Annotated in this window: 16 protein-coding genes and 1 riboswitch; of the genes, 8 read left to right on the plus strand and 8 right to left on the minus strand. The window is 66.9% G+C overall.

Features of this window, described 5'->3' with window-relative positions; all coding sequences use genetic code 11:
- Window positions 1-242 precede the first annotated feature (242 nt).
- On the minus strand, window positions 243-2,516 hold the full coding sequence (gene metE / locus AAF604_18695; GenBank protein ID MEM7051703.1) for a 5-methyltetrahydropteroyltriglutamate--homocysteine S-methyltransferase: 2,274 nt from the start codon (window positions 2,514-2,516) through the stop codon (window positions 243-245).
- A 216-nt stretch (window positions 2,517-2,732) separates the two neighbouring features.
- Window positions 2,733-2,849: riboswitch (SAM riboswitch) on the minus strand.
- Between the two features lie 435 nt (window positions 2,850-3,284).
- Here metE and AAF604_18700 point away from each other — a divergent pair.
- Together AAF604_18700 and AAF604_18705 are read left to right on the plus strand one after the other, a co-directional pair.
- A complete protein-coding gene (locus AAF604_18700; GenBank protein ID MEM7051704.1) occupies window positions 3,285-6,191 on the plus strand; it encodes a hypothetical protein in 2,907 nt (968 codons plus the stop codon).
- 113 nt (window positions 6,192-6,304) lie between these two features.
- Complete coding sequence (locus AAF604_18705) at window positions 6,305-6,790, plus strand: hypothetical protein (GenBank protein ID MEM7051705.1); 486 nt, start codon at window positions 6,305-6,307, stop codon at window positions 6,788-6,790.
- On the opposite strand, the gene AAF604_18710 is transcribed toward AAF604_18705, so the two are convergent.
- A complete protein-coding gene (locus AAF604_18710; protein MEM7051706.1) occupies window positions 6,787-7,014 on the minus strand; it encodes a hypothetical protein in 228 nt (75 codons plus the stop codon). The genes AAF604_18705 and AAF604_18710 overlap by 4 nt on opposite strands.
- 351 nt (window positions 7,015-7,365) lie before the next feature.
- Here AAF604_18710 and AAF604_18715 point away from each other — a divergent pair, with 351 nt between their 5' ends.
- Window positions 7,366-9,192, plus strand: a complete 1,827-nt coding sequence (locus AAF604_18715) for a hypothetical protein (protein ID MEM7051707.1) — start codon at window positions 7,366-7,368, stop codon at window positions 9,190-9,192.
- 1 nt (window position 9,193) lies between these two features.
- Here AAF604_18715 and AAF604_18720 read toward each other — a convergent pair whose 3' ends face one another.
- Window positions 9,194-9,766 (minus strand): YciI family protein, encoded by a 573-nt coding sequence (locus AAF604_18720; GenBank protein MEM7051708.1) that lies wholly within the window; start codon window positions 9,764-9,766, stop codon window positions 9,194-9,196.
- Window positions 9,763-10,281: a sigma-70 family RNA polymerase sigma factor gene (locus tag AAF604_18725; GenBank protein ID MEM7051709.1), complete on the minus strand. Its 519-nt coding sequence runs from the start codon at window positions 10,279-10,281 to the stop codon at window positions 9,763-9,765. The genes AAF604_18720 and AAF604_18725 overlap by 4 nt, the downstream gene beginning before the upstream one ends.
- A gap of 139 nt (window positions 10,282-10,420) precedes the next feature.
- On the opposite strand from AAF604_18725, the gene AAF604_18730 reads away from it, so the two are divergent.
- Entirely contained in the window at window positions 10,421-11,038 is a 618-nt protein-coding gene (locus AAF604_18730; protein MEM7051710.1) for a hypothetical protein, read from the plus strand.
- Window positions 11,039-11,194: 156 nt separating this feature from the next.
- Here the strand turns inward: AAF604_18730 and trmH are convergent, their stop codons facing one another.
- On the minus strand, window positions 11,195-11,860 hold the full coding sequence (gene trmH, locus AAF604_18735) for a tRNA (guanosine(18)-2'-O)-methyltransferase TrmH (protein MEM7051711.1): 666 nt from the start codon (window positions 11,858-11,860) through the stop codon (window positions 11,195-11,197).
- Window positions 11,861-12,023: 163 nt separating this feature from the next.
- On the opposite strand from trmH, the gene AAF604_18740 reads away from it, so the two are divergent.
- Complete coding sequence (locus tag AAF604_18740) at window positions 12,024-13,073, plus strand: class I fructose-bisphosphate aldolase (GenBank protein ID MEM7051712.1); 1,050 nt, start codon at window positions 12,024-12,026, stop codon at window positions 13,071-13,073.
- Window positions 13,074-13,172: 99 nt separating this feature from the next.
- Here AAF604_18740 and AAF604_18745 read toward each other — a convergent pair whose 3' ends face one another.
- Window positions 13,173-14,489 (minus strand): ADP-ribosylation factor-like protein, encoded by a 1,317-nt coding sequence (locus AAF604_18745; protein MEM7051713.1) that lies wholly within the window; start codon window positions 14,487-14,489, stop codon window positions 13,173-13,175.
- A gap of 947 nt (window positions 14,490-15,436) precedes the next feature.
- On the opposite strand from AAF604_18745, the gene AAF604_18750 reads away from it, so the two are divergent.
- Window positions 15,437-15,793 (plus strand): roadblock/LC7 domain-containing protein, encoded by a 357-nt coding sequence (locus AAF604_18750; GenBank protein ID MEM7051714.1) that lies wholly within the window; start codon window positions 15,437-15,439, stop codon window positions 15,791-15,793.
- Between the two features lie 104 nt (window positions 15,794-15,897).
- Here AAF604_18750 and AAF604_18755 read toward each other — a convergent pair whose 3' ends face one another.
- Window positions 15,898-17,064 carry a patatin-like phospholipase family protein gene (locus tag AAF604_18755; GenBank protein ID MEM7051715.1) on the minus strand — a complete coding sequence of 389 codons (1,167 nt, stop codon included), beginning with the start codon at window positions 17,062-17,064 and terminating at the stop codon, window positions 15,898-15,900.
- Window positions 17,065-17,092: 28 nt separating this feature from the next.
- Window positions 17,093-18,130: an NAD(P)-binding domain-containing protein gene (locus tag AAF604_18760; GenBank protein ID MEM7051716.1), complete on the minus strand. Its 1,038-nt coding sequence runs from the start codon at window positions 18,128-18,130 to the stop codon at window positions 17,093-17,095.
- A gap of 85 nt (window positions 18,131-18,215) precedes the next feature.
- Here AAF604_18760 and AAF604_18765 point away from each other — a divergent pair, with 85 nt between their 5' ends.
- Window positions 18,216-19,742: an NADH-ubiquinone oxidoreductase-F iron-sulfur binding region domain-containing protein gene (locus AAF604_18765; GenBank protein ID MEM7051717.1), complete on the plus strand. Its 1,527-nt coding sequence runs from the start codon at window positions 18,216-18,218 to the stop codon at window positions 19,740-19,742.
- On the plus strand, window positions 19,739-22,513 hold the full coding sequence (gene fdhF, locus AAF604_18770; GenBank protein ID MEM7051718.1) for a formate dehydrogenase subunit alpha: 2,775 nt from the start codon (window positions 19,739-19,741) through the stop codon (window positions 22,511-22,513). The genes AAF604_18765 and fdhF overlap by 4 nt, the downstream gene beginning before the upstream one ends.
- The last annotated feature ends 9 nt before the right edge of the window (window positions 22,514-22,522 follow it).

A 22,522-nucleotide genomic window follows, 5' to 3' on the forward strand; every position in this document is an offset into this window, starting at 1 on the left:
TTCGAAACCGGCCTTGGCCGGCGGTCTAATTGACCTACTCTCTTAAGTAAGTGGGGCTAGGGTACTTTTTTGGGACACCTCGCGGGAAAACTGTCACTCGAACCTGCGATCTGGCCTCTTGAGAGGCGGAAAAGTCCTGTCAATGATGACGATTTCGACGACCCAAAGAAACCCCCGTCGGACCGTTTTCCGGCCCGACGGGCGGCTTTCCTGGGCTCGTCCTGGTGGTGTCGGCGAGACCTCTACCCGCTGGCGAGCTCCTGGCGCACGGCGCGCGCCGCGGCCACCAGATTGCGCAACGAAGCTTCCGTTTCGGAGAAGCCGCGGGTCTTGAGGCCACAGTCCGGATTGACCCACAGGCGCTGCGGCGAGAGCACCTTCGCTGCGCGCCGCAGGAGGTCGGACATTTCCTCGACGGACGGCACCCGTTCGCTGTGGACGTCGTAGACGCCGGGGCCGATGCCGCGGTCGTAGTTGAAGTCGCGGAAGGCTTCGAGGAGCTCGCTCGCCGAGCGCGAGTTCTCGATCGAAATCACGTCGGCGCCGAGGGCGTAGATGGCGGGCATCAGCTCGTTGAACTCGCTGTAGCACATGTGGGTGTGGATCTGGGTTTCGGCGCGCACGCCACAGGACGACAGCCGGAAGGCGCGCGTCGCCCACTCCTCGTAGGCGGCGCGATCGGCGCGCTGCAGCGGCAGCCCTTCGCGGAAGGCCGGTTCGTCGATCTGGATCACCGGAATCCCGGCGGCCTCGAGATCCCGCACCTCGTCACGAATGGCGAGTCCGAGCTGGTTGGCGATGTGATCCGGCGACACGTCGTTGCGCGGGAAGCTCCACATCAAAATGGTCACCGGCCCGGTGAGCATGCCCTTGAGGGGGCGGTCGGTCATCTTCTGAACCCGGCTCGAGACCTCGACGGTCATCGGCTCGGGGCGCGACACGTCGCCGTAGATCAGCGGCGGTCGCACGCAGCGGGTGCCGTAGGACTGCACCCAGCCCTCGATGAAGGCGACACCGTCGAGCTGCTGGGCGAAGAAGTCCACCATGTCGCTGCGCTCGAATTCGCCGTGCACCAGGACGTCGAGGCCGAGCTCCTCCTGCAGCGCCACCACCTCGCGGAACTTCTCGTCGAGGAACTGGTCGTAGCCCGCCGCATCGAGCTTGCCGGAGCGGTACTTGGCGCGCGCCTGGCGGACCTCGGCGGTCTGCGGGAAGGAGCCGATGGTGGTGGTGGGGAAGAGCGGCAGGCCGAGCTTCTCGTTCTGCCGCCGCAGCCGCTCCTGATCCTCCGTGTCGCGCTGGAAGTCGTCTTCCGTCAGGGCCGCGAGGCGCGCCGCGACGGCGGCGTTCGAGAGGCGCGGGTCCTGGCGCCGCCGGGCGGCGATCTGGTCGCTTTCGGCGAGGGCATCGGCCACCGCTGAGGCGCCCTCGTCGTGGGCCCGCCGCAGGGCGGCGATCTCCGCCAGGCGCTCGTCGGCGTAGGCCATCCACTCACGGATGCTGGGGTCCATGGCGCCTTCGAGGCCGAGGTGGACCGGCAGGTGGAGAAGGCTACAGCTCGGTCCGAGGTGCGCCTGGGACAGGTCGCAGTGGCGGCCGACGCGCTCGAGGGTGCCGAGGGCGGCGCGCAGGTCCGTGCGCCAGACGTTGCGGCCGTCGATCGCGCCGATGCCGAGGGCTTTGTCCGACGGGAAGCCGTGGCGATCGAGCAGCTCGAGATTGTCGGCGCCGCGCACCAGATCGAGGCCTATGCCGGCGACCGGCAGATCGACCACCGTCGACCAGTTGTCGCCGAGATCCTCGAAGTAGGTCTGCACCATGAGCTTGGGGGTGCTGCCCTGGGAGAGGGTGCGGTAGCAGTGGGTGAGCAGCTCACGGTGCTCGTCGCCGAGGTCCATGACCGCGATCGGCTCGTCCATCTGCACCCACTCGACGCCGGCTTCGGCGAGCTCCGCCAGCACCTGGCCGTAGAGCGGCAACAGGCTGTCGAGGAGGCCCGAGAAGGCGAGATCGTTGGGGTTGTTGGCCAGCGCGAGGAAGGTCAAGGGGCCGATGATCACCGGCTTGGTCTCCAGGCCAAGCTCGTCCTTGGCTTCGCGCCAAGCGGTCAGCGGACGGTTCTCGGTCAGCGAGAAGCGGCCGTCGAGCTCCGCCGAGATGTAGTGGTAGTTGGTGTTGAACCACTTGGTCATCTCCATGGCGGTGACCCCCTGGTGGCCGCGCGCCATGGCGAAGTAGGTCGCCAGGTCGACGTCGCCGCCCTGCCAGCCGTAGCGCTCCGGCACCGCTCCGAACATCGCGATGTGGTCGAGCACCTGGTCATAGAGGGAAAAGTCGTTCGACGGCACCAGGTCGATGCCCGCCTCGGCCTGCTTGCGCCAGCCAGCGAGACGCAGCTCTTTGGCGCCGGCGAGGAGCTGCTCGGCGCTGACCTTGCCGCGCCAGTGCCCTTCCACCAGACGCTTGAGCTCGCGGTCGGGGCCAATCCGTGGATATCCGAGGTTGGTCGTGATCATGAGTGAACGCTCCCTTTCTGAAAATGGCGGTCGGTGAAGCGGAAGATGCAGACACGGATCGCCATTGCGCCGCAGCGTCGCGGAGTCCGTGGAATCGACTGACTGGGGGTTGGATTTGAGGCCATCGGGCAATCCTCCTTGCGATGAGCTCGTCGTCGAGAACCCTGCGTGAGGATCGCTGCCACTTCCTACCGCGCCGAGCGCTAGCTCCGTGGCAACTCATCTCTCGGTAAGCCTTCGGCTCCCGTAGGATTTGGCACCGTTCCGAAGTGGTTTGCTTCGAAGGTTGCCCCGGCATCAAAGGGCCTCTCCCTCTGCCGGTCTCGATGAGCGAGGAGAATTTACGGCAGAGTGCGGCGTGGGTCAAGGGTGAACCCGGGCCCAGCCGGCCATGTGCTCGCGACAAGGCCGTGGGCCCGCTCTCTGTTTGGGCCGATCGGCCGCCGCCGTGGGCGCTGGCCGCGGTCGACCGTCGACGGTGTGTTCGTTTTTCTGGACACCTTGCCGCTTCGGCCCGACGGGCGGCTCCAGGCGGTGTAGTCCGGGGGCCCGCGGAGCGCCCTTTCGGCGTTGGCATCCGCGATGCAAAGAGTGGTTTCGAGCCGGTTCGAATCCCATTGCAGGGACGGATCGAATAACCTTTGAGACCCACCGGGTCGCCGTCGGGCCCGGTGCGGCCCGCGAACTCCCGAGATCACCCCCGCGGTGAGCGTTGAAAGGCAAGACATGTCGGCAAGCAGAAAAGTGACTTTGTGGACGGTGGCCGTGATGTTGACTGTGATGTCTGGTGAGCTGCGGGCTGCCCGCCTCGACTGCGCGCCCTGCGCCGGCGTGCGGGTCGAAGCCCCGATGGCCGCGTTGGCGGCGCTCGCCGGGGACCCCGCCCTGGGGTCCGACGATCGCCTGTTCGTGGCCTGGACCGTCGAGCTCGGCGGCGAGGTCGACCTGGCGGCGGCCGACGCCGTGCGGCGCGCCGGGGCCGAGCCCTGGGTGCGCACCGTCTTCCGCACGCCGGCGCCCTTGCGCCAAAACCTCGAGCGCTTCGAGGGCGAGATCCGCACCCTGACGGCGCTCGCCGGGGGAGCCGGTGGTGGCGGCACTATCCAGGCCGTCTGGGAGCCCGCTGGCGGTGCCATGACCGCCGACGACCTGGCCTACCTCATCAAGCGCGCGGCGGTGGCGGTGACCGGAGCCGCCGGTCGTTCCGGCACCGGCGAGGCGGCGTTCTTCGTCGGCCCGGTGAGCGGCGACGAGAGCTTTCTGCGGCAGCTCTACGGCGAAGAGGTGGCGGCCTATGTCGACGGCATCGCGGTCACTCCGGGCGCCGACCTGGAGGCCTTGACCATTCTGCTCGCGGAGCTCGATCCGGGGGTGCCGCTGGCGGTCGATGCGCTGGCCTGGCCGGACGCTCCGGCCGGCGCTCTGGCGCGGGCGGCGGAATCGGCCGTCGCTGGTGCCGCGGTGACCTTCTTCGATTTGCCGCGACCGACAGCCGAGGCGCTGGCCCCCCTCAAGGTCCTGGCCCGGGAGTTCGCCGGTGACCTCTCTTACTCGCAGACCGCCTCTCCCACCGGTGCCGCCGGCGCCTGGGCCTTCGTGCGCGGCGAGGATCTCGATCTGCGGGTCGTCGTCGAGCCGGCGGCGGGTAGCGACAAGGTTTCCTTGTCCTTCGACGATCCGCAGCTCGCCAGCCCGCGACAGGTCAGCCTGGAGAGCGGCGAGGACGACATCATCTTCGACCAGAGCCGTGGCGGCGGCCGTCTCTTCGTCACCCTCGACGACCCGACGGCGGCTCTTCTGCTGCGCGTCGACCGGCTGAGTGCCCAGGAGCTCCAGGGCCTCGACGAGCGCATCGAGGTGGCCGACGAGCGCCAGATGCCGGTGGAGGAGATCCTGCGTCGCCTGCAGGCCTTCGAAGACGACCAGGCGCGGCGTCTCGACCACTACCAGTCGCGCAACATCCTCCATCTGCGCATCCAGGCTGGTCCGGGCTCGATCGAAGCCTCCTATGCCGGCGACTTCTTCTACCGCCGGGGGCAGGGCTTCGACTGGGTGTGGCAGGACTTCTATGTCGATGGCGTCAAGTGGAAGTCGAAGCAGCTACCGGAGCTGCCCCTCTTCCAGCCCGAGAAGGCGGCGGCGCTGCCGGTCGAGATTCGCTTCACCAAGGACTACCGCTACTCGCTGCGCGGCACGGATACCATCGATGGCCGTGACTGCTGGGTGGTGGACTTCGAGCCGGTCGATGGCGGCGCCGGCGGCAACCTCTTCCAGGGCACCGTCTGGGTGGATCGCGAGCTCTACGCGCGGGTGCGCACCCGAGCCTCCCAGATCGGCCTCGAAGGCGACGTCATCTCGAACGAGGAAACCACCTTCTTCGAGCCCGTCGACGACGTCGGCAACGCCAGCCAGTGGGGCCAGCAGGCCTTCGTCCTGCCGCTGCGCATCGTCAGCCAGCAGGTGCTGTCGCTGTTCAGCGCCACCGTGCCCCTCGAGCGTGAAACGGAAGTCACCGAGCTGCGCCTCAACGGTGCCGGCTTCGAGCAGGCGCGGGAAGCGGCCCTGGCTTCGGACTTCACGATGGTGCGCGATACCGAGAAAGGGCTGCGCTACCTGCGTAAGGACGAGAGCGGCGAGCGCTATGTCGAAGAAGAGCAGGACACCAGCCGACTGTTCTTGGTGGGCGGTGTCTTCTGGGACGAGACTGTCGACTTCCCGCTGCCGCTGGCCGGTCTCAACTACCTGGACTTCGATTTCCGCGACTCCGGCAACCAGCTCAACGTCTTTTTCGCCGGTCCCTTCATCAACGCCAACCTCGCCGAGCCGGAGCTGTTCGGCAGCCGCTGGAATGCCGGCGTCGCCCTCTCCGGCTTCTTCGTCGATTTCGGAGACGAGCTCTTCCGCGACGGTGAAGAAGTCGAGGCGGAAGAGGTCGAGAGTCGCAGCTCCTCGGTCTCTCTGTTCCTCGGCCGCCCCCTCGGTCGCTTCGCCAAGCTCGATCTGACCTACCGTTTGGGCACCACCTCCTACGGCCGCGCCGACGACACGGCGGAAGACTTCGTGCTACCTCAGGACACCCTCACCCACACTGCCCAGGCGGAGCTCTTCTACGATCGCTCCGGCTACCGCCTGGGAATCTCCGGCAGCCTCAACCGGCGCGCCGACTGGGAGTTCTGGGGGCTGCCCGGCAACACCGAGTTCGACCCCGACCAGGAAGAGTACGTGCGCTGGCAGGTCAACCTGTCGAAGACCTTCTGGCTGCGCAACTTCCGCGCCTTCACGGTCAACCTCGAGCACCTCGACGGTGAAAACCTCGACCGCTTCTCGCGCTACGACTTCGGCCTTTTCGCCGACAGCAACGTCGCCGGCTATCCGAGCGGCCTGGTGCGCGCCGACGAGGTCCAGGGAGCCCACCTCGAGTACGGCATCAACGCCGCCGACAAGATTCGCTTCGAGGTCGAAGCCGACGCCGTCTGGGCCACCGCCGAGGACATCGGCCTCGACCGCGAGCTGCTCGCCGGCATCGGCGTCGGCGGCACCCTCACCCTGCCCTGGCAAATGCTCGTCGACTTCGAAATCGGCACCGCCCTCGACGGCCCCGCCGAAGGCGACGTCGCGGCGCGCATCTTCTTCCTGAAGCTGTTCAAGGGAAAGAATAAGCGCAAGGCGCGGTAGGGCTAGCCATCTGCTGAAGAGCTCTCCGGTGGGGGCGCCTCTGGCCGGGCGCCCCGGGCGGGGAGCCCCACAGCAGGCTTCCTGCTAGGCTTCAGAGGGTGAACGAAAACTCGATGGAGTCGGCAAAGACGCCCTCCGGAGCGCCGGTCACGGTCGGTCGCTACCTGTCCCTGGTCGAGGCGCAGCTCGCTCGCTCAGCCCTCGAAGGCTCGGGCGTACCCGCCTGGATCCCGGAAGAGCAGATGGGCGGTGTTCACTGGCAGCTCGGGGTGGCCCTGGGTGGGATTCGTCTCCAGGTGGCCGCGACCGATTCCGAGGCGGCGGAGAAGCTGCTCGCCTCTCACGGCGAGGAAGCCGGCGCGGCCGTTGACGAGGCCACCGATACCGCGTTCGAAGTCTGTCCTCGCTGCGGCTGCCAGGACTACTATTCCGTGCCCCAGAAACGCCGCGCTGCCGGTCTGACCATGCTGCCCTTGCCCGGCCTTCTCCTGCTCATCCCCGCGATCCTCGCCTACTTCAAGCTGCAGAGCCCGTTTCTGGTCTGCCGTCAGTGCGGACATCGCTGGGAGGAGAGAAAGCCGGTTCCGGTCCCGGACTAGTCTGCGGTCGGAACTTCTGGCTCGGCATCCAGAGTGTCGTCGAGAAGGCTCTCGGATGTGGCTTCCTTGGTCTGTCCGAAGGCAGGTGCCAATGGACCGAGGACGCCCCGCACGATCGCCTGGAATCGCTCGTCCGAGCGCAGCGGAGCATAGAGCGGATAGACCGCGAGGAACGGCAGCTCCCAGCCGTCGCGAGCTTCGTAGGCGTCTTGTAGCGCCAGCACCGCCTCCTCGAGCGGCTGGCGCCTTGGGCGGCGGTGAGTCGAGCATCGCTCACCGCCATGGCAGCCGACCCGGACGAAGCTCCGCTGCTGCGCCAGCGAGCTCGAGGCCTGCTCACGCGGTTGCCCGAGTAGCAGGCGATGGCAGGGGCAACCGCCGTCGATCGCGGTGGCCCCTGCCCAAGACCTGTTCCCGGTCCGGTACTCTTCCCACGGTGAGTCCCCTTCTTGACGACGGGTTGGGACGGGGTCGCGAGCCGGGTGGTTCAGGCGCAGCTTTCGCCGAGCTGTTGGATTCGAGCCGCAGCGCCCTCTCACCTCCCATCAACGCTTTCGACGAAAGGAGCCGGTCTCGTGAGGACGATTTCGGACGCTGCAACCATGCTCGCCTTTTTGACCGCTGGCTTGCTGAGCCTGGCGTGTGGGGTGAGCTCCCCGTCGCTGCCGGATGCGCCGCCAGAGGCCGATGCCCGAGCCGTTCCGCGCGTGCTCCACTCGGTGACGCCTTCGGGCTGGTTCGAGCCCACCTTCTCGGAGTCGCACACCAGCCGCGATGGTCGCCTCCTGTTCTGGACGGTGGGCGGCAGGCCTTCGCTCCTCGACACGGAGTCTGGTGCGCTCTTGCCGGCGCCGGCGCAATTCGCCACTCAGCGCGGCGACCGCGATCTCGCCTTCTTCACCTTCTCGCCGTCGCGCACCTGGCTGGAGCTCGGAACGGGAACCGAACCACGGCCCATGGCCGATGCGCCGCCGCACCGAACCGCGGTGTGGAGCCGAGCCGGTGCCGAGGTGGCCTGGACGGAGCGCAGTCCCGAAGCAGGGGAACGCCTGGTGATCCGCCGGCAGGGCGCGACCGAGGAGCACGATCTCGAGGGCCCCGCGCGGGGCATGGTGTGGAGCGATGACGGCGATCAGCTCTTCGTGCTGGTCCAACAGCCCGATGGCTCCTGCACCTTGTTCGCCTACCGAGCGGGCGAAGGTTCCCACGCCATCCGCCGGGGACTCGATGCGCCGCTCTTTTGGAGTCCGATTGCTTATGCAGAGGATCCCGCGAGGGTGCTCGTGGCCCTGGCTTCTCCGGGCCCACCGGTCGCCGCCGAGCGTCACGCTCCCTTTTCCGATCGCGACCTCGATCTGTGGGCGGTGCGGATGGACGGATCGTTGCAGTACGTCGCCGGGGCTCCGAGCGCCGACGACTTCTCGCCGTCGATCGCTGATGGCCGCGTGACCTGGACCCGCAACGAAGTCGTCCAACAAGTCGTCCGCATGGCCGCTGGCGGTGGCCCGATGGAGGTGATCGCGCGCCACGGCCAGCTTCCCGTGTGGTCGCCGGACGGCGAGGCCATCGCATACACCGTCGGCCCCTGGCGCCTGGCCGACATGGTGCTCAATCTCGATGCCTGGATCTCCACCATCGGTGTCGATGGCCGGGTTGGTCCGGGTCGGCCGCTCGTCGTGGGATGGCACGAGGACTTCACGCCGACATGGTCGCCGAACGGCCGGTGGATCGCCTACCACTCTCACCGCGCTCCGCAGCCGGTGTCGTCCTACTCGGAGCCAGGCAGCACGGACGACGTCTACCTCAAGCGAGCGGACGTGCCGGAGGCTGCGGAGATTCGCCTCAGCGACTTCGGATTCGACGTCGGGATGGTCGATTGGTCGCCCGACTCCCGCAAGCTCGCCTTCTGCTCCCATCGCCACGACGAGGGCAATGCCTCCTCCGCCTGGGTGATCACCATCGACCCGACATCCGGAGAGCTCTTGGAGCAAATCCAGGTGAGGACGCCTGCGGGCGCCTTCGGTGTCGACAATGTCATCTTCGGACCCCAGGGCGAGCTCGCTCTGGTGACGAGCGAAGGAGACCAGCGCAAGGCCCTCTGGGTCCGGAGAAGCGAAGGAGGGCAGCCCGTCCGCATCGCCGAGTTCGAGAGCTCGACCATCGGCGACGTGGACTGGTCACCGGACGGAACGACCTTGTTGTTCTCGGGCCTGGCCGGCGAGCGCATGGGCCTGTGGGAGGTCGCCGCGACCGCCGCTATCGATGATGGCGCGAGCACCGCGCGACTCCTCGCCTTCGACCCTGGCGCCGACCTCGTGCATCCCCGCTTCTCGGACGACGGCCTGTGGCTGGCCGCCTCTCGGATTCAATGGCGCAAATCCCTGCTGAGCGCGCCGCTTTAGCCTAGCGCCGCGGGGGAGAGGTGTCGCCGTAGAGGCGGCGGACGCTGATCTCGCCGTCGTAGGCCAGGTGCGGACAGGTGGCGGCAATGGCGCGGGCGGTCTCGAGGTCCGGCGCGATCAGGATGAAGTAGCCGGTGACCTGGGCGATCTCTTCGCCGGTCGGGCTTGCCGGCGGTTTGAGGTGCTCGCCGCCGGGCCTGAGTCGGGCGGCGGCGATGATCTTGCCCTCTTCGGCGAGCTCGGCGCCCCAGGCGGCGTACTCGGCGACCAGCTCGGGCATCGGCTTGTCCGTCGCCAGGGGGCGGGGCTCGGTGAGCAGCAGCAGGTAGTGGTCGCCGGCCGCCCGGGGCGGGGTCGACGTCTCGACCAGAGAGCGTCCCCACCAGCCGCCGAGGGCGGCGAGCAGACAGGCGGCGAGGAGCCAAGGGACCCTCGGTCGGCGGGGCGCGGGCCTGACCAGGCCGCGCTGGCGCAGCGCGCTGACGACGCGCTCTTCGAGGGCCGCCGGCGGCTCGAGGCGACTCGGAAGCTCGAGATCCGGGGGCAGGAGGTCGCGCTCGTCGGGGCGGCTCATGGGCTTTCTCCCGGGGATGCCTCGAGGTGTCGCCGAAGGGCACGGCGAGCTTCGAACAAGCGGCTCTTGGAAGTCCCCGGTGCGATGTCGAGGAGGGCCGCGATCTCGTCGTGGGTGAAGCCTTCGAGGTGGTAGAGGGCGAGGACCTCGCGCTGGCCCTGGGGCAGGGTGGCGACCAGCCGTTCGAGGTCGAGGCGCTGGTCCGGTGAGTTGCTGGCGGTTGCCGCTGGCGTTTCCGTGAGCTGGGGAGTCCGCCGCCTCAGCACCTCGCGGCAGCAGTTGAAGACGATGCCCGCCAGCCAGGTGCGCAGGGCTGACCGACCCTGAAACTCGGCGAGGCGCTCGGCGGCCCGGATCCAGGCTTCCTGAAGGGCGTCCTCGGCCTCGCTGCGTCGTCCACCGCAGGTACGCAGGGCGAGAGCCCAGAGGTAGGGCGTGTGCTGTCGATAGAGCCGCCGAAAGGCCTCTTCCGAGCCTTCCCTCAAGAACTGGTCGACGATGCGGGCCTCGCCCATGGCCCCATTCTCTTCCATGGCACTGGGTGACGGGGGCCGGCCAAAGGGTTCGATGGCCGCTGAGATCGAACCCATCCGGCGAGTCGGTCCACCCAGGAGAGACAACCATTCCGGTCGATCCGGAGGAAGGAGATCTCTCATGACGCGGACGACGCGATTCTGGCTAGTGACCTTGATTTTCGCCCTGTTGGCGACCAGTACCTCGGCGCAGGCCTGGCGGCCGAAGGTTCCCGATCTCGAGAGTGAGATGGCCGGGGCCCTCGAGGCGGCTCCCGAGACCATCCGCGAACAGGCCGGGGTCTACGTCCTGACGGCGACCGGCTACGAGCTGGCGCGGCCGAGCCGCAACGGCTTCCACTGCATCGTCGGGCGTAGCCAGAAGGATGCCTGGGAACCGCAGTGCCTCGATGCCGAGGGCTCGGCGACGCTGCTGCAGGAGATTCTGTTGCGCGGTGAGCTGATGATGGCCGGCAAGGAGGCCGCCGAGATCAAGGCCGAGCTGGCGGCGGCCTGGGCACGGGGAGATCTGCGCTCCCCCTCACGGCCGGGGATCAACTACATGCTGTCCCCCAACAACCGCGTGCCGGTGGCTCCGGACCGGGTGATCTCCTACGGCGCCCACGTCATGTTCTACGCCCCCTACATGACGAATGAAGACATCGGCGGCGATCCGCGCGGCAAGAGCCCGGTGTTCATGGTCAACAGCGGTCGGCCGGGGGGTTACGTCATCGTGCCCGTGGGCGAGCACGGCGGCTGACTTTTCGGCCGCCTGAGCGCGGACTCTTTTCCGACGCTGTTCTCGTGATGGGATTCCCCGGGACTTTCGGGGCAACTCGCCGGGGCAACTCGCCGGGGCAGCTCTGGAGTCCCGGTGCTTTTTCTCACTCCGGCCGAGCCTTGGCCTTGCCGTCCCCTAACGTGGGACCTCGCCGAGGAGCTCGCCGTCGTCGTCGAGCTCGGGATAGGGCACGCCGAAGCGTTGGCAGCGCTCGGCGAGGATCGGGTAGGTCCACTCGAAGAGGGTGCGGCGGTAGATCTCCGGGTCGAGGCGGCTCTGCTCATAGAGGCCGGCTTGTTGGCGCTGGCGCTGGGCTTCGAAGAGGATCAGCGCGTTGGCGACGGAGACGTTGAGGCTCGGCACCATGCCGAGCATCGGAATGACGATCCAGCCATCGGCGCGCATCGCCGCCTCCTGGGTGACGCCGTCCTTCTCTTGCCCGAGGAGCACCGCCGTGGGCCGCGTGAAGTCCGCCTGCCGGTAGTCGATGGCACCCTCCGCCGGGTGGGCAGCGAGGATCTGGAAGCCCTGCTCGCGGAGGGTGTCGTAGGCCGAGTGGATGTCGAGATAGGAGCGCACGCGCACCCATTTCCCGGTGCCGCTGGTGACCGCGTTGTGCAGTCTGGGCAGCTCACCGGTCGGAGTCACGGCGTGGGCCTCGAAGACGCCGACGGCGTCACAGCTGCGCAAGATAGCCGAGAAGTTGTGAGCCTTGTGGACGTTCTCGAGCAGCACCGTGAGGTCCGGTTGCCGGCGATCGAGGACGGAGCGGACGCGGTGAAAGCGTTGCGGGGTCGTCATGGTCTTCCGGGTTACAATGACGCCTTCCGGCGGGTGGGAGTTTCTCGCTTCTGCCGGCGACGCGGCACGACTCGTGTCTCTATCAGAACACGGCCCTTGATCGGAAATCGACGCCACCCGAAAGCGCCTCCGGTTGGGAGGAGACGAAGGGGAAACCATGACCATCGAAAACATTCGCCAGCTTCTCGGAGCCGACGCCGACGATCTGCTCGGGCATTCGTGCGCCGTCTCGAAGGACGACCTCTACTTGCCGGGACCGGATCACATCGACCGCTCGTGGCGCGACTCGGACCGCAAGCCGCAGGTGTTGGTCAACCTGGCCCGGCTGCACGACAGCGGTCGCCTGGCGGGCACCGGCTATCTCTCGATCCTGCCCGTCGATCAGGGCATCGAGCACTCCGGGGCGGCCTCCTTCGCCCCCAACCCGGCTTACTTCGATCCCGCCAAGATCGTCGAGCTGGCGATCGAGGGCGGTTGCAACGCGGTGGCTTCGAGTCTTGGCGTGCTGGGAGCCGTGGCGCGTCGCTATGCCCACAAGATTCCCTTCCTGGTCAAGCTCAATCACAACCAGATGCTGACCCACCCGTCCTACTACAGCCAGGTGATCTACGCCCAGGTGGAGCAGGCCTGGGACATGGGAGCCGCCGCCGTCGGCGCCACCGTCTACTTCGGCAGCGAAGACTGTGACCGCGAGCTGGTCGAGATCGCCGAGGCCTTCGCCCGCGCCCATGAACTCGGCATGGTGACGGTGCTGTGGTGCTACCTGCGCAACAGTGCGTTCAAGAAGGACGGCACCGATTACCACGCGGCGGCGGACCTCACCGGCCAGGCGAACCACCTCGGCGTCACCATCGAGGCGGACATCGTCAAGCAGAAGATGGCGACCAACAACGGTGGTTATCCGGCGATCGGCTTCGGTCACACCCACGATCGGGTCTACGGCGATCTGGTTTCGGACCACCCGATCGACCTGGTGCGCTGGCAGGTGGTCAACTGCTACCAGGGGCGGGCCAGCCTGATCAACTCCGGGGGCGCTTCGAAGGGCGACAGCGACCTCGCCGACGCGGTGCGCACGGCGGTGATCAACAAGCGCGCCGGTGGTGCCGGCCTGATCTCCGGCCGCAAGGCCTTCCAGCGGCCGATGGCCGAAGGGGCGGCGCTGCTCCACGCCATCCAGGACGTCTACTTGGAGGACGGCGTCACCATCGCCTAGGCGGCGGTCGCCGCCGGACCTGGCTCGATCCCTGACCGGGAGCCTAGCGGTCTGTCGTTGGCCTCGGGACCCGTCCCTCTAGGGCCGGCTTACGGCGGATCAAGGGCGGTTGGCGATTTGCCGTCGGTAGCGTGCGATTTGGCGAAGCAGGTCGCTGGATTCGAATGCCGTGGAGCGGATATCGCTGGCCGGCGAGGCGAACTCGCGGAAGGTGACCTTCCGATCGACGTTGGTCAGGCTCGAAAGATCTGCATAGGCAAGCAGGTTCTGGGTCTCGTGATGCTCGGCGGCGGTTTGTGCCCACACCTCGGCAGCATCGAGCAGGCGGTGGGCCTCGTCAAACTGCCACGAGCCCAGGAGTCGGTCGAGCTCGAGGTCGAGGGCGGGAAGTTCACGCACCACCTGCCAGAGGCGCCAACCCTGCTCGCCTTCGTCGTGCGCCAGAGAGAGCACCCGCTGGGTCGAAAGGAGGCTCTGAAACTGGGCGTGCCAGCGGCACCAGTCGATCAGCCTGCGGCGCGCGGAATGGCGGTTGTGAAAGGCGGCTTCGGCGTCGGAACGATAGCGCCAGCTCGGTGAGGTGGCCAGCCAGGTTCCCGAGGGGTGCTGTTCGAGAACCGCCTCCTCCTGCTCCGCCTCCGCCATGAGGACTCGACCGGCGATCGGAGGCCAGAGGTGTCCCACGGGAATCGTCGAGTCGGGAAGACGGGGCGAGCTCCTGACACCGCTGCCGGGATCTCGCTTCAGAAGGCTCTCGCGGGCGTCCGAGAGGTCGAGCCCTTGCAGCTCGGCGAGGAGTTGATCGGGATCGTGGTCCTCAGGATTCAGCTCCGCCAAAGCGCCACTCTGGAGCATCACCTTGAGTCGTTCGAGAGCCAATCGAACCGCCAAAACATAGGTCGCGCGCACGCCGGATCCGGTCGTCGCGAGAGTCCCAGTGATGCCGATCAGCGGCTCGAGGCCGAGACGGGACCGGATCTCGGCAAGGGGTAGCGCCTCCGGAAGGTCGCGCTTGTTGGCTTGCAGCAAGAAGGCGGCCGGCGGGTCGAGATGCTCGATCTGCTGGCGCAGCTCGCGCAGCGGCTCGCGGGCTGCGTCGCAGCCCGCGGGCGACGAGTCGACGACGAAGACGACCGCATCGGCGGCTTCGAGAAGATGTCGACGCCGGGCCAGGAGGGTTCTCTGCCCGGGTACGGTGACCAGGCTGCACTGCAGGATTTTGCCCTGGAAATTGCCGCCGGAGTGCTCGAGCCAGTCGAAGAAGGTCGTCCGCCCTGCGACTTCTTTGGGGGTCTCGGTCTTGCCGCCCAACAGCTCGGCGAGGGAGCGGAGGGTCGTGGTCTTGCCCGCTTCGCTGGCGCCGTCATAGGCGATTCGCAGGGAGAAACTGTTGGTCTCTGGGTCGAATTTGGGCATATTGGGCTTCAGAGCGAGGGATTGGGGCCGAACCCATCGGAATGCTAACTCAATCCTCTTTCGGGCCTAAAAAAACACCTCGACCGGATTTTCCCGAGATTTGCACTCATGAATTTTATGTAGAGTGATTTAAAATTTCCTAATCAGATGAGGTAGAGTGGCATCGTGAGCTTCGGCTTGCAAGTGTCGGTGAGCACTTACATTCTGTTCGATTGGAGGCCTGACGATGACTTATGTCTCGCTACGCCTCGGCGGCTCCTGCGATGGCTCTTCTTGAGATCCAGCAGGAGCGCGAGGTTCTTCCCGTAGCTCCCGAGAATACCCCCAACACGCTGGTGGTTTCGCGATCCCGCGACCTGCAGGAACTCCTTGAGCAGGTCGTCTCGACGACCAGCGCACGAGTCTGGATCTGCGATTCCGCCAACGAGGCTCTAGACGTCGTAGGAGATCAGGCTCCGAAGAATTTGATCTTCGATTCCCGCGAGGGAATCGGGGACGCTCTGGACGTGCTTTCGGCGCTGCCGGGGTGGGAGTGGTCACATCTCGCCTGTTTGTGCCATAACGCTGAAGATCTGGTACCCTTCGGATCGGGAGTTTCTTTCATTGCTCCCGACCGCCTCGCGGAATTCCTGACCTCGAACCTGGAGCCCGATGACGCCGATTTTCGGCTGTCGACGGCGGATCTGGCAGACCTCTGCCGCTCCGGCGAGGGTTCCTTGGTTCTGCGATTCGGTTTCCCCGGCTCCGATCATGAGATTGCGGAGCTGCAGATCGTCAGGGGGAAGGTCGTGCAGGCGGTAGCAGGCAGTTTGTTTGGACTTCCAGCTTTGCTGGCGGTTCTTTCTCAGCGCCCTGAGACGGTCTCGGTGCGCCCTTTGCAGCAGCTTCTTCCGGAGGCCGAACTGAATGAGGAAGCTGCGTTCGATTTGATCGAAAGGAAAGTCCAAATGGCACAGGTCAATCTGGATAAGTTGACGGAAATCGATGGTTTCGTGGGAGCTTGCCTGGTCGATAGCGAGAGTGGGATGACCCTCGGAGCGGCGGGTGGCGGCATGCTGAACATGGAAGTTGCCGCGAGCGGCAACAGCGAGGTGGTCAAGGCCAAGAACAAGACGATGGATGCCCTGGGCCTCGACGACTCGATCGAGGACATCCTGATCACCCTCGGTGGCCAGTACCACCTGATCCGGCCGCTGGCGAAGGACAAGACGATGTTCTTGTACCTGGCTCTCGACCGCAAGAAGTCCAATCTGGCTCTTGCCCGTCACTCCCTCAAGGCCTTCGAAGGTATCTTCAGCCTCTAGGTCTCGCGGGCTCCGCGGTGGTTCCGCGGAGCCCCGGCAGTTCCCTACCCTCTCTCCGAGAACGCTCCCACCATCGGCCTCGCGGCCTCCCAGGCCGCCGGCGTCTACGCCTCCTGTTCTTCGGGTCCGTCGACCAGCCGTAGCAGGTCGTCGATGCGGGCCTCGGCATCGGCTTCGCCGATCTCCATCAGCTGCTGCAGGTAGTCGTGCTGGAACATCAGCAGCGACAGGAAGTCCGGGCTCTTGGTCTCGCGCGTACCGAGGCCGCGGGTGAGGAAGCGGAAGGCTCTGGGCAGCCGAACTTCGAACTGTCCGGCGAGCTTGCCGAGATCCACCGACGGACGGAGCACCTCGATGTCGATGGTGCGCAGGTTGCCACGCCGTTCCGGTGGCAGATCTGAGATCACCTGGTTCATCAGCTTCATGCGCAGCACGTCCTGATCCATCAGGTCGAGGAAAATGGCGTTCATCAGCAGGCCCAACACCTGCGCCGGCGGCGGATAGCCGGTGATCAACGGGACATCCGCCTCTTCTCGGCTGCGGTCGTAGCGCGTCGACACCGCCAGAATGCGGGAAGCCCCCAGGTGCAGGGCCGGGCTCAGCGGTGCCGCCAGGCGGACGCCGCCGTCACCGTGCCAGCTGTCGGTCAGCCGAACCGCCGGGAAGAGCAGCGGCAGCGCCGCCGAGGCCATGACGTGGTCGATGCTCATCCGGCAGCGGGCGCTCTTGCGGTGGGGACGCTCCCAGTCTGCGATGTCCCGGCCTTGGTACCAGGTGACGGTTTGGCCGGTGCCGTAGTCGAGGGTGGTCAAGGCCATGGCGTGGAGCTTCCCGGCCTCGATGTTGCGCTCCACGCCGACGACCTCCCGGTCGCGAGTCTGCAGGCAGCGGTGGAGGAGGGCATCGAGCGGGGCCGTGTCGACCAGAGAGCCGCGGCCGGTCGACTTGCGAACCCCGCCGGAGATCAGCCGTAGGCCCCAGCTCAACACCATACGGCTCAAGCTGGGAGCGTCGACGCGGAAGACCTGATCCGTTTCGAGGTCGCTCCAGATCTCTTGCAGGCCCTCGGTGGCCTGGTAGAGGTTGCCGCCGTGGGATGCCAGATAGATGGCGTTGATGGCGCCGGCGGAGACGCCGGTGATAATCGGAAACCGGATGTTGGGGCGATGCCGCGCCAAGGTGCGCAGGAGGCCGACCTGGTAGGCCGCACGGGCTCCGCCGCCACCGAGAACGATGGCGAGATCGGAGCGGCGCGATGGAGAGGGAGGCACGGGATCGCAAGCATACCGCTTGCGCGGTTCAGCTTTCGGGTAGCTCGTAGGTCGGAGTGGCGAGGTCCGCCGTCGGCTGGCCGGTGATCGTCGCCAGGATGCGGTCGACGTGAACGTGGCTGGTTTCGATGAAGGCCTTGACGCCGGCGAGCTGGGTGCCGGCGGCGCCGGTGCCGGCGACGAACAGGCCCGGCACGTTGGTCTCCATGGTGGCCTCGTCGTGGCGCGGCTTCTTGCCCGGTCCCTCGAGGACGATGCCGGCCTGCTCGAAGAGCGTCGGGTCCTGGGTGTAGCCGGTCATCAAGAGGACATCGTCGGCGGCCACGGTTTGCTCGTCACCACCGGTGGTCGAAGCCAGCCTCACCCGATCCGGCAGGATCTCGCTGGGCACCGTCGACGGCAGGAAGGGCACCCGGCGGTCCCGGATCAGGGCCCGGATGTCGGGCATCAGCCAGAACTTGATGCGCTCTGGGTCGAGGTCTTCGCCGCGATAGCTGAGGATCGGCGAAGCGCCGACCCGCTGCAGGCGAATCACCGCTTCTACCGCCGAGTTCTTGCCCCCGACCACCAGCACTCGACGGCCGAAGTAGCGGTGCGGCTCGCCGAGATAGTGGCTGACGTGGGGCAGGTCTTCGCCGGCGATGCCGAGGCGCCGTGGCTGGTGCATGTCGCCGATCGCCAGCACCACCCGGTCGGCGCTCCAGTGGTGCTGTCGCCCCCGCCGAACGGTGGTGACGGCGAAACCGCCGCCCTCTCGCGGCGTGACTCGGGTCACCGGCTCGTAGGTGGCGATCTCGAGCCCGAACTGCAGCACGACGTTGCGCAGGTAGAGCAGATACTCCTCCCGGGTGGCCTTCGACTGATCCTGAGTCTGCAGGGGCACGCCGGCGATGGCGATGCGCTCCGGAGAGGAGAAGAAATGGGTCTGCGGGGCGTACCAGGCGATGGTCGCACCGATGGCGGCGGCCTCGAAATGACGATATGAAATGCCGGCACCTTTGAGGGCCACCGCCATCTCGATTCCGATCGGCCCGGCGCCGATCACGATGACATCGCTGTGCTGCACCGCTCGTCGTCCCCTTCCTCGCGCTGCGGGAAGCGCCTGCGGTGCTCCCCGGGGGTAATTCGAGGAGCGACTATAATCGACACCTATGCTGCCGAAGAAAGCAAGTCGCGAGGAAGTTCTCGAAAGGCTGGAAAAGGCCGGCGGCTTGCGTTCCGGCGCGGTGCGTCAGGTGCACCGCGAGACCGGGGTCCCGGAGGCCGACATCTACGGGGTCGCGACCTTTTATCACCTGATCGCGGAGCCCGAGGTCGCCGTGCGGGTCTGCCAGGGGCTGTCTTGCAAGATCGCCGACTGCGACAGCGTTAAGGCGGAGCTCGATGGCCTCGGCGAACCGGCGGCCTTTGCTTCCTGCCTCGGCCTGTGCGACCAGGCGCCGGCGGTTTGGCGCCCGGGAGCCAATGGTCCCGATCCGGCCTGCGGCCTCTCGCCGAGCCATTCCGAGCTCGCCATGGACCTGGCGGCCGCCGACACGGCCCCCTGGGAAGGATTGCCGCTGGCCCTCGAACGGGGCGGCGACTGGGTCTGCGGCGAGCTCGAGGCGGCGGGTCTGCAGGGGCGGGGTGGGGCTGGCTTTCCGGCCTACATCAAGTGGAATGCGGTGCGTGGCCAGGGCGAGACGGAACGCTACGTGGTGCTCAACGCCGATGAAGGCGAGCCCGGGACCTTCAAGGATCGCGAGGTCATGCTGCGGCGCCCGCACCTAGTGCTCGAAGGTCTCGCCATTGCGGCCCATGTTCTCGGTGCGCGCGACATCTACCTCTACATTCGCGGCGAGTTCGGGTTGCCGCGCCGCGCCCTCGAAGGCGCCCTCGCCGAAGCCCGCGATCGGGGTGATCTCGGCGATCGCCTCGCCTGGCACTTCGTCGATGGTCATGGCGCCTATATCTGTGGCGAGGAAACGGCCCTCCTCGAGGCCCTCGAGGGCAAGCGCGGCATGCCTCGCCTCAAGCCGCCGTTTCCCGTCGAGCAGGGCTTTCGCGGCAAGCCGACGTTGATCCAGAACGTCGAGACCATCGCCTGCGTGCCCGCGATCCTGCGCCGTGGTGGTGAGTGGTTCCATTCCCTCGGCCGCACCGGCGCCGGTTCGAAGCTGTACTGCCTGTCGGGCCATGTCGCCCGGCCCGGGGTCTACGAGGCCCCCCTCGGCATATCGATGGCCGAGCTCCTCGAGCTCGGTGGCGGGGTCCTCGGCGAGCTCAAGGCCTTCTCCCCCGGGGGAGCCTCGAGCGGCTTCTTGCCGGCGTCGCAGGTCGATATCGCGCTCGATTTCAAGACCCTCGGCCAGGTCGGCTCGATGCTCGGCTCGGCCGGCGCGGTGGTTCTCAACGACAGTGTCGACATGGTGGAGGCAGCGCTCACCCAGGCGGTCTTCTTCGAAGACGAGAGCTGTGGCCAGTGCGCCCCCTGTCGTATCGGCACCCAGATGATTCGCCAGACCTTGGCGCGCTATCTCGAGGAGCGCTCGCCGGCGGTTCTCGAACACCTGACGGAAGTGACCTGGGGGATGGGGGAGGCGAGCATCTGTGGCCTCGGCCAAGCGGCCTTCTATCCGTTGACTTCCGCGATGAAGTATTTCCCAGCAGAATTCGGCCTCCCCGGAGGAACGACGTGAGCAAATCGAACGGTCGACCGGTCCTCAATCTCGACGGCAGGGAAGTTTCCTTCAATGCCGGCGAAACCATCCTGCAAGCGGCGCAGCGGGCGGAAGTCACCATTCCGACCCTGTGCCATGATCCCCGGCTGACGCCGGCGGCGGCCTGCCGTATCTGCCTGGTGGAAGTCGAAGGCGCCCGGCTGATGCAGCCGGCTTGCGCCACCCGCGCCCAGGACGGCATGGTGATCAAGACCGAGGGCGAGCGGGTGGACCGCAATCGCCGCTTCATTCTTTCGCTCCACCTGGCCGACACGGTGGCCGATCGTGAGCGCGCCGAGGACAACAATCCGTCGCGCGTCTTTGCCCACGTCGACACCTACGGCTGTGCCGGCGCCTGGCCGTCGGTGGAGTCCCCGCGCCAGGGGCGGCCGGAAGACGTCAATCCGTTCATCGAGTTCCGTGCCGACCGCTGCATCGCCTGCTCGCTGTGCACTCGCTACTGCGACCAGGTGGAGGCGGTGAGCGCCATCAGCCTGGCCGGCCGCGGCGCTCACACCACCATTTCGACGGCCGATCGCAAGGGCCTCGTCGATTCGACCTGCGAGCTCTGCGGTGGCTGTGTCGACGTCTGTCCCACCGGCGCCATGACGGAAAAGCAGGCGGTGCTCTACGGCAAGCCCGAGTCGGAGCTCGAGAAGGTCCGCTCGACCTGCAACTTCTGTGGCGTCGGCTGCCAGATCGACCTCAACGTCGATCGTGCCGCCAACCGCGTGGTCAAGGTCACCAGCCCGCCGCCGGGGACCACCGTCAACGACGGCAACCTGTGCGTCAAGGGGCGCTTCGCCAACGACTTCATCCATCACGAAGAGCGCTTGACGGTGCCGCTGGTGCGGGGGGAGGACGGCGAGCTTCACGAGGCCACCTGGGACGAAGCCCTTGACCGCGTCGCTGAGGGGCTCGCCGGCGTGTCCGATCGCCACGGCGCCGATGCCCTGGCTTTCATCAGCTCCAGCCGCTGCACCATGGAGGAGAACTACCTGGTTCAAAAGATGGCGCGGGCGGCATTCCAAACCCACAATGTCCATCAGTGTGCCGCCACTTGACACGCTCCCACGGTCGCCGGTCTGGTGACCACGTTCGGGGCGGGGGCGATGACCAACTCGATCCCGGAGATCCGCGACGCCGAGTTCCTCTTCGTCATCGGCTCCAACACCACCGAGGCCCATCCCATCATCGCCATGGAGATGAAGCGCGCGGTGCATCGCGGCGCCAAGCTGGCAGTGGCGGATCCGCGGGCCATTTGGCTCACCCAGGTGGCGGACTGGCATCTGCAGCTCGCCCCGGGGAGCGATGTTTGGTTGCTCAACGCCATGGCCCACGTCATCGTCACCGAGGGTCTGGTGAAGGAAGACTGGGTCGCCGCCAACACGGAAGGCTTCGAGGCGGTCCGGGACACGGTGCTGCGTTACTCGCCGGAAGAGGCGGAGAAGATGACCGGCGTGCCCGCGGCGACCATCCGCGAGGTCGCCCGCGCCTACGCGACGACCGAAAAGGCCGGGATCTACTACACCCTCGGGATCACCGAGCACACCCACGGGACGGACAACGTCTACGCCCTCTCCAACCTGGTGCTGATGACCGGCCACCTCGGAATCCGGTCGGCGGGCCTCAACCCGCTGCGCGGCCAGAACAACGTTCAGGGAGCGAACGACGCCGGCGCGACGCCGGTCTTCTATCCCGGCTATCAGCGGGTCGACGAGCCTGGCGTGGCGGAGAAGTTCGCCGAGGCCTGGGGCGTGCCGCAGAGCTGCGATCCGGGGCTCAACCTCAACGAGATGATGAAGGAGATGTCCAAGGGCAAGATCAAGGGCGTCTTTCTGATGGGCGAGGACATCGTCATCTCGGAGCCCAACGTCGGACGGGTGGAGGAGGCACTCAACGGCATCGAGTTCCTGGCCGTGCAGGACATCTTCTTCAATGAGAGCTGCCGCTGGGCCGACGTCATCTTGCCAGCCGCCTGTTTCGCCGAAAAGGAAGGCACCTTCACCAACTCGGACCGCCGGGTGCAGCGGGTGCGCAAGGCGATCGAACCGCCAGGCCAGGCCCGCGCCGACTGGCGCATCCTGCTCGACATCATGGAGCGCTCCGGCTTCGAGCAGCCGGCCTATGCCGGTCCGCACGAGATCTACGATGAGCTGGCGGCGCTGGCACCAAAGTTCTCCGGCATCTCCCACCAGCGCATCGAGGCCGAAGGTGGCTTGCAGTGGCCGGTGACCTCGGCGACGGACCAGTCCACCGAGTTTCTCCACGGTGGCGGCGTCCTGCGGGGCAAAGGGCTGTTCCAGGCGGTCGATTACCGGCCGCCCTTCGAGGTCGCCGATCCCGAGTACCCACTGGTGTTGTCGACCGGGCGCACCCTCTATCACTACAACGCCGCCACCCAGACGCGGCGTAACCAAGGCTTGGCCACCAAGCAGCCCGAGGCCTTCGTCGAGATCCATCGCTCGAATGCCCGCAAGCTGGGTCTCGAAGATGGCCAGATGGTCGACGTGGTCAGCCGCCGGGGCCGGGTGCGCTGCCGCGCCATGATCAGTCGTCAGGTGCGTCCCAATGCCATCTGGATGCCCTTCCATTTCCCGGAGGCCCGCACCAATTACCTGACCACCGACGCTGGCGACGCGGTGACCGGTACCGGCGAGTACAAGGTTTGCGCCGCCCGCATCGAGCCGGTGGTGGAAAGCCGGGCCGAGAAGGTCTTCCCGGGCGCCTTCGCCCTCGCCGAAGGTTGAGGGTTGTCG

Source organism: Acidobacteriota bacterium (assembly GCA_039028635.1).
Taxonomy (GTDB): domain Bacteria; phylum Acidobacteriota; class Thermoanaerobaculia; order Multivoradales; family JBCCEF01; genus JBCCEF01.

Coding starts and splice junctions, on each gene's coding strand:
- AAF604_18745 (MEM7051713.1), bottom strand. CDS start 14,489: ATGCCCAAATTCGACCCAGAGACCAACAGTTTCTCCCTGCGAATCGCC.
- AAF604_18705 (MEM7051705.1), top strand. CDS start 6,305: ATGGAGTCGGCAAAGACGCCCTCCGGAGCGCCGGTCACGGTCGGTCGC.
- AAF604_18765 (MEM7051717.1), top strand. CDS start 18,216: ATGCTGCCGAAGAAAGCAAGTCGCGAGGAAGTTCTCGAAAGGCTGGAA.
- AAF604_18725 (MEM7051709.1), bottom strand. CDS start 10,281: ATGGGCGAGGCCCGCATCGTCGACCAGTTCTTGAGGGAAGGCTCGGAA.
- trmH (MEM7051711.1), bottom strand. CDS start 11,860: ATGACGACCCCGCAACGCTTTCACCGCGTCCGCTCCGTCCTCGATCGC.
- AAF604_18720 (MEM7051708.1), bottom strand. CDS start 9,766: ATGAGCCGCCCCGACGAGCGCGACCTCCTGCCCCCGGATCTCGAGCTT.
- AAF604_18730 (MEM7051710.1), top strand. CDS start 10,421: ATGACGCGGACGACGCGATTCTGGCTAGTGACCTTGATTTTCGCCCTG.
- AAF604_18700 (MEM7051704.1), top strand. CDS start 3,285: ATGTTGACTGTGATGTCTGGTGAGCTGCGGGCTGCCCGCCTCGACTGC.
- AAF604_18750 (MEM7051714.1), top strand. CDS start 15,437: ATGGCACAGGTCAATCTGGATAAGTTGACGGAAATCGATGGTTTCGTG.
- metE (MEM7051703.1), bottom strand. CDS start 2,516: ATGATCACGACCAACCTCGGATATCCACGGATTGGCCCCGACCGCGAG.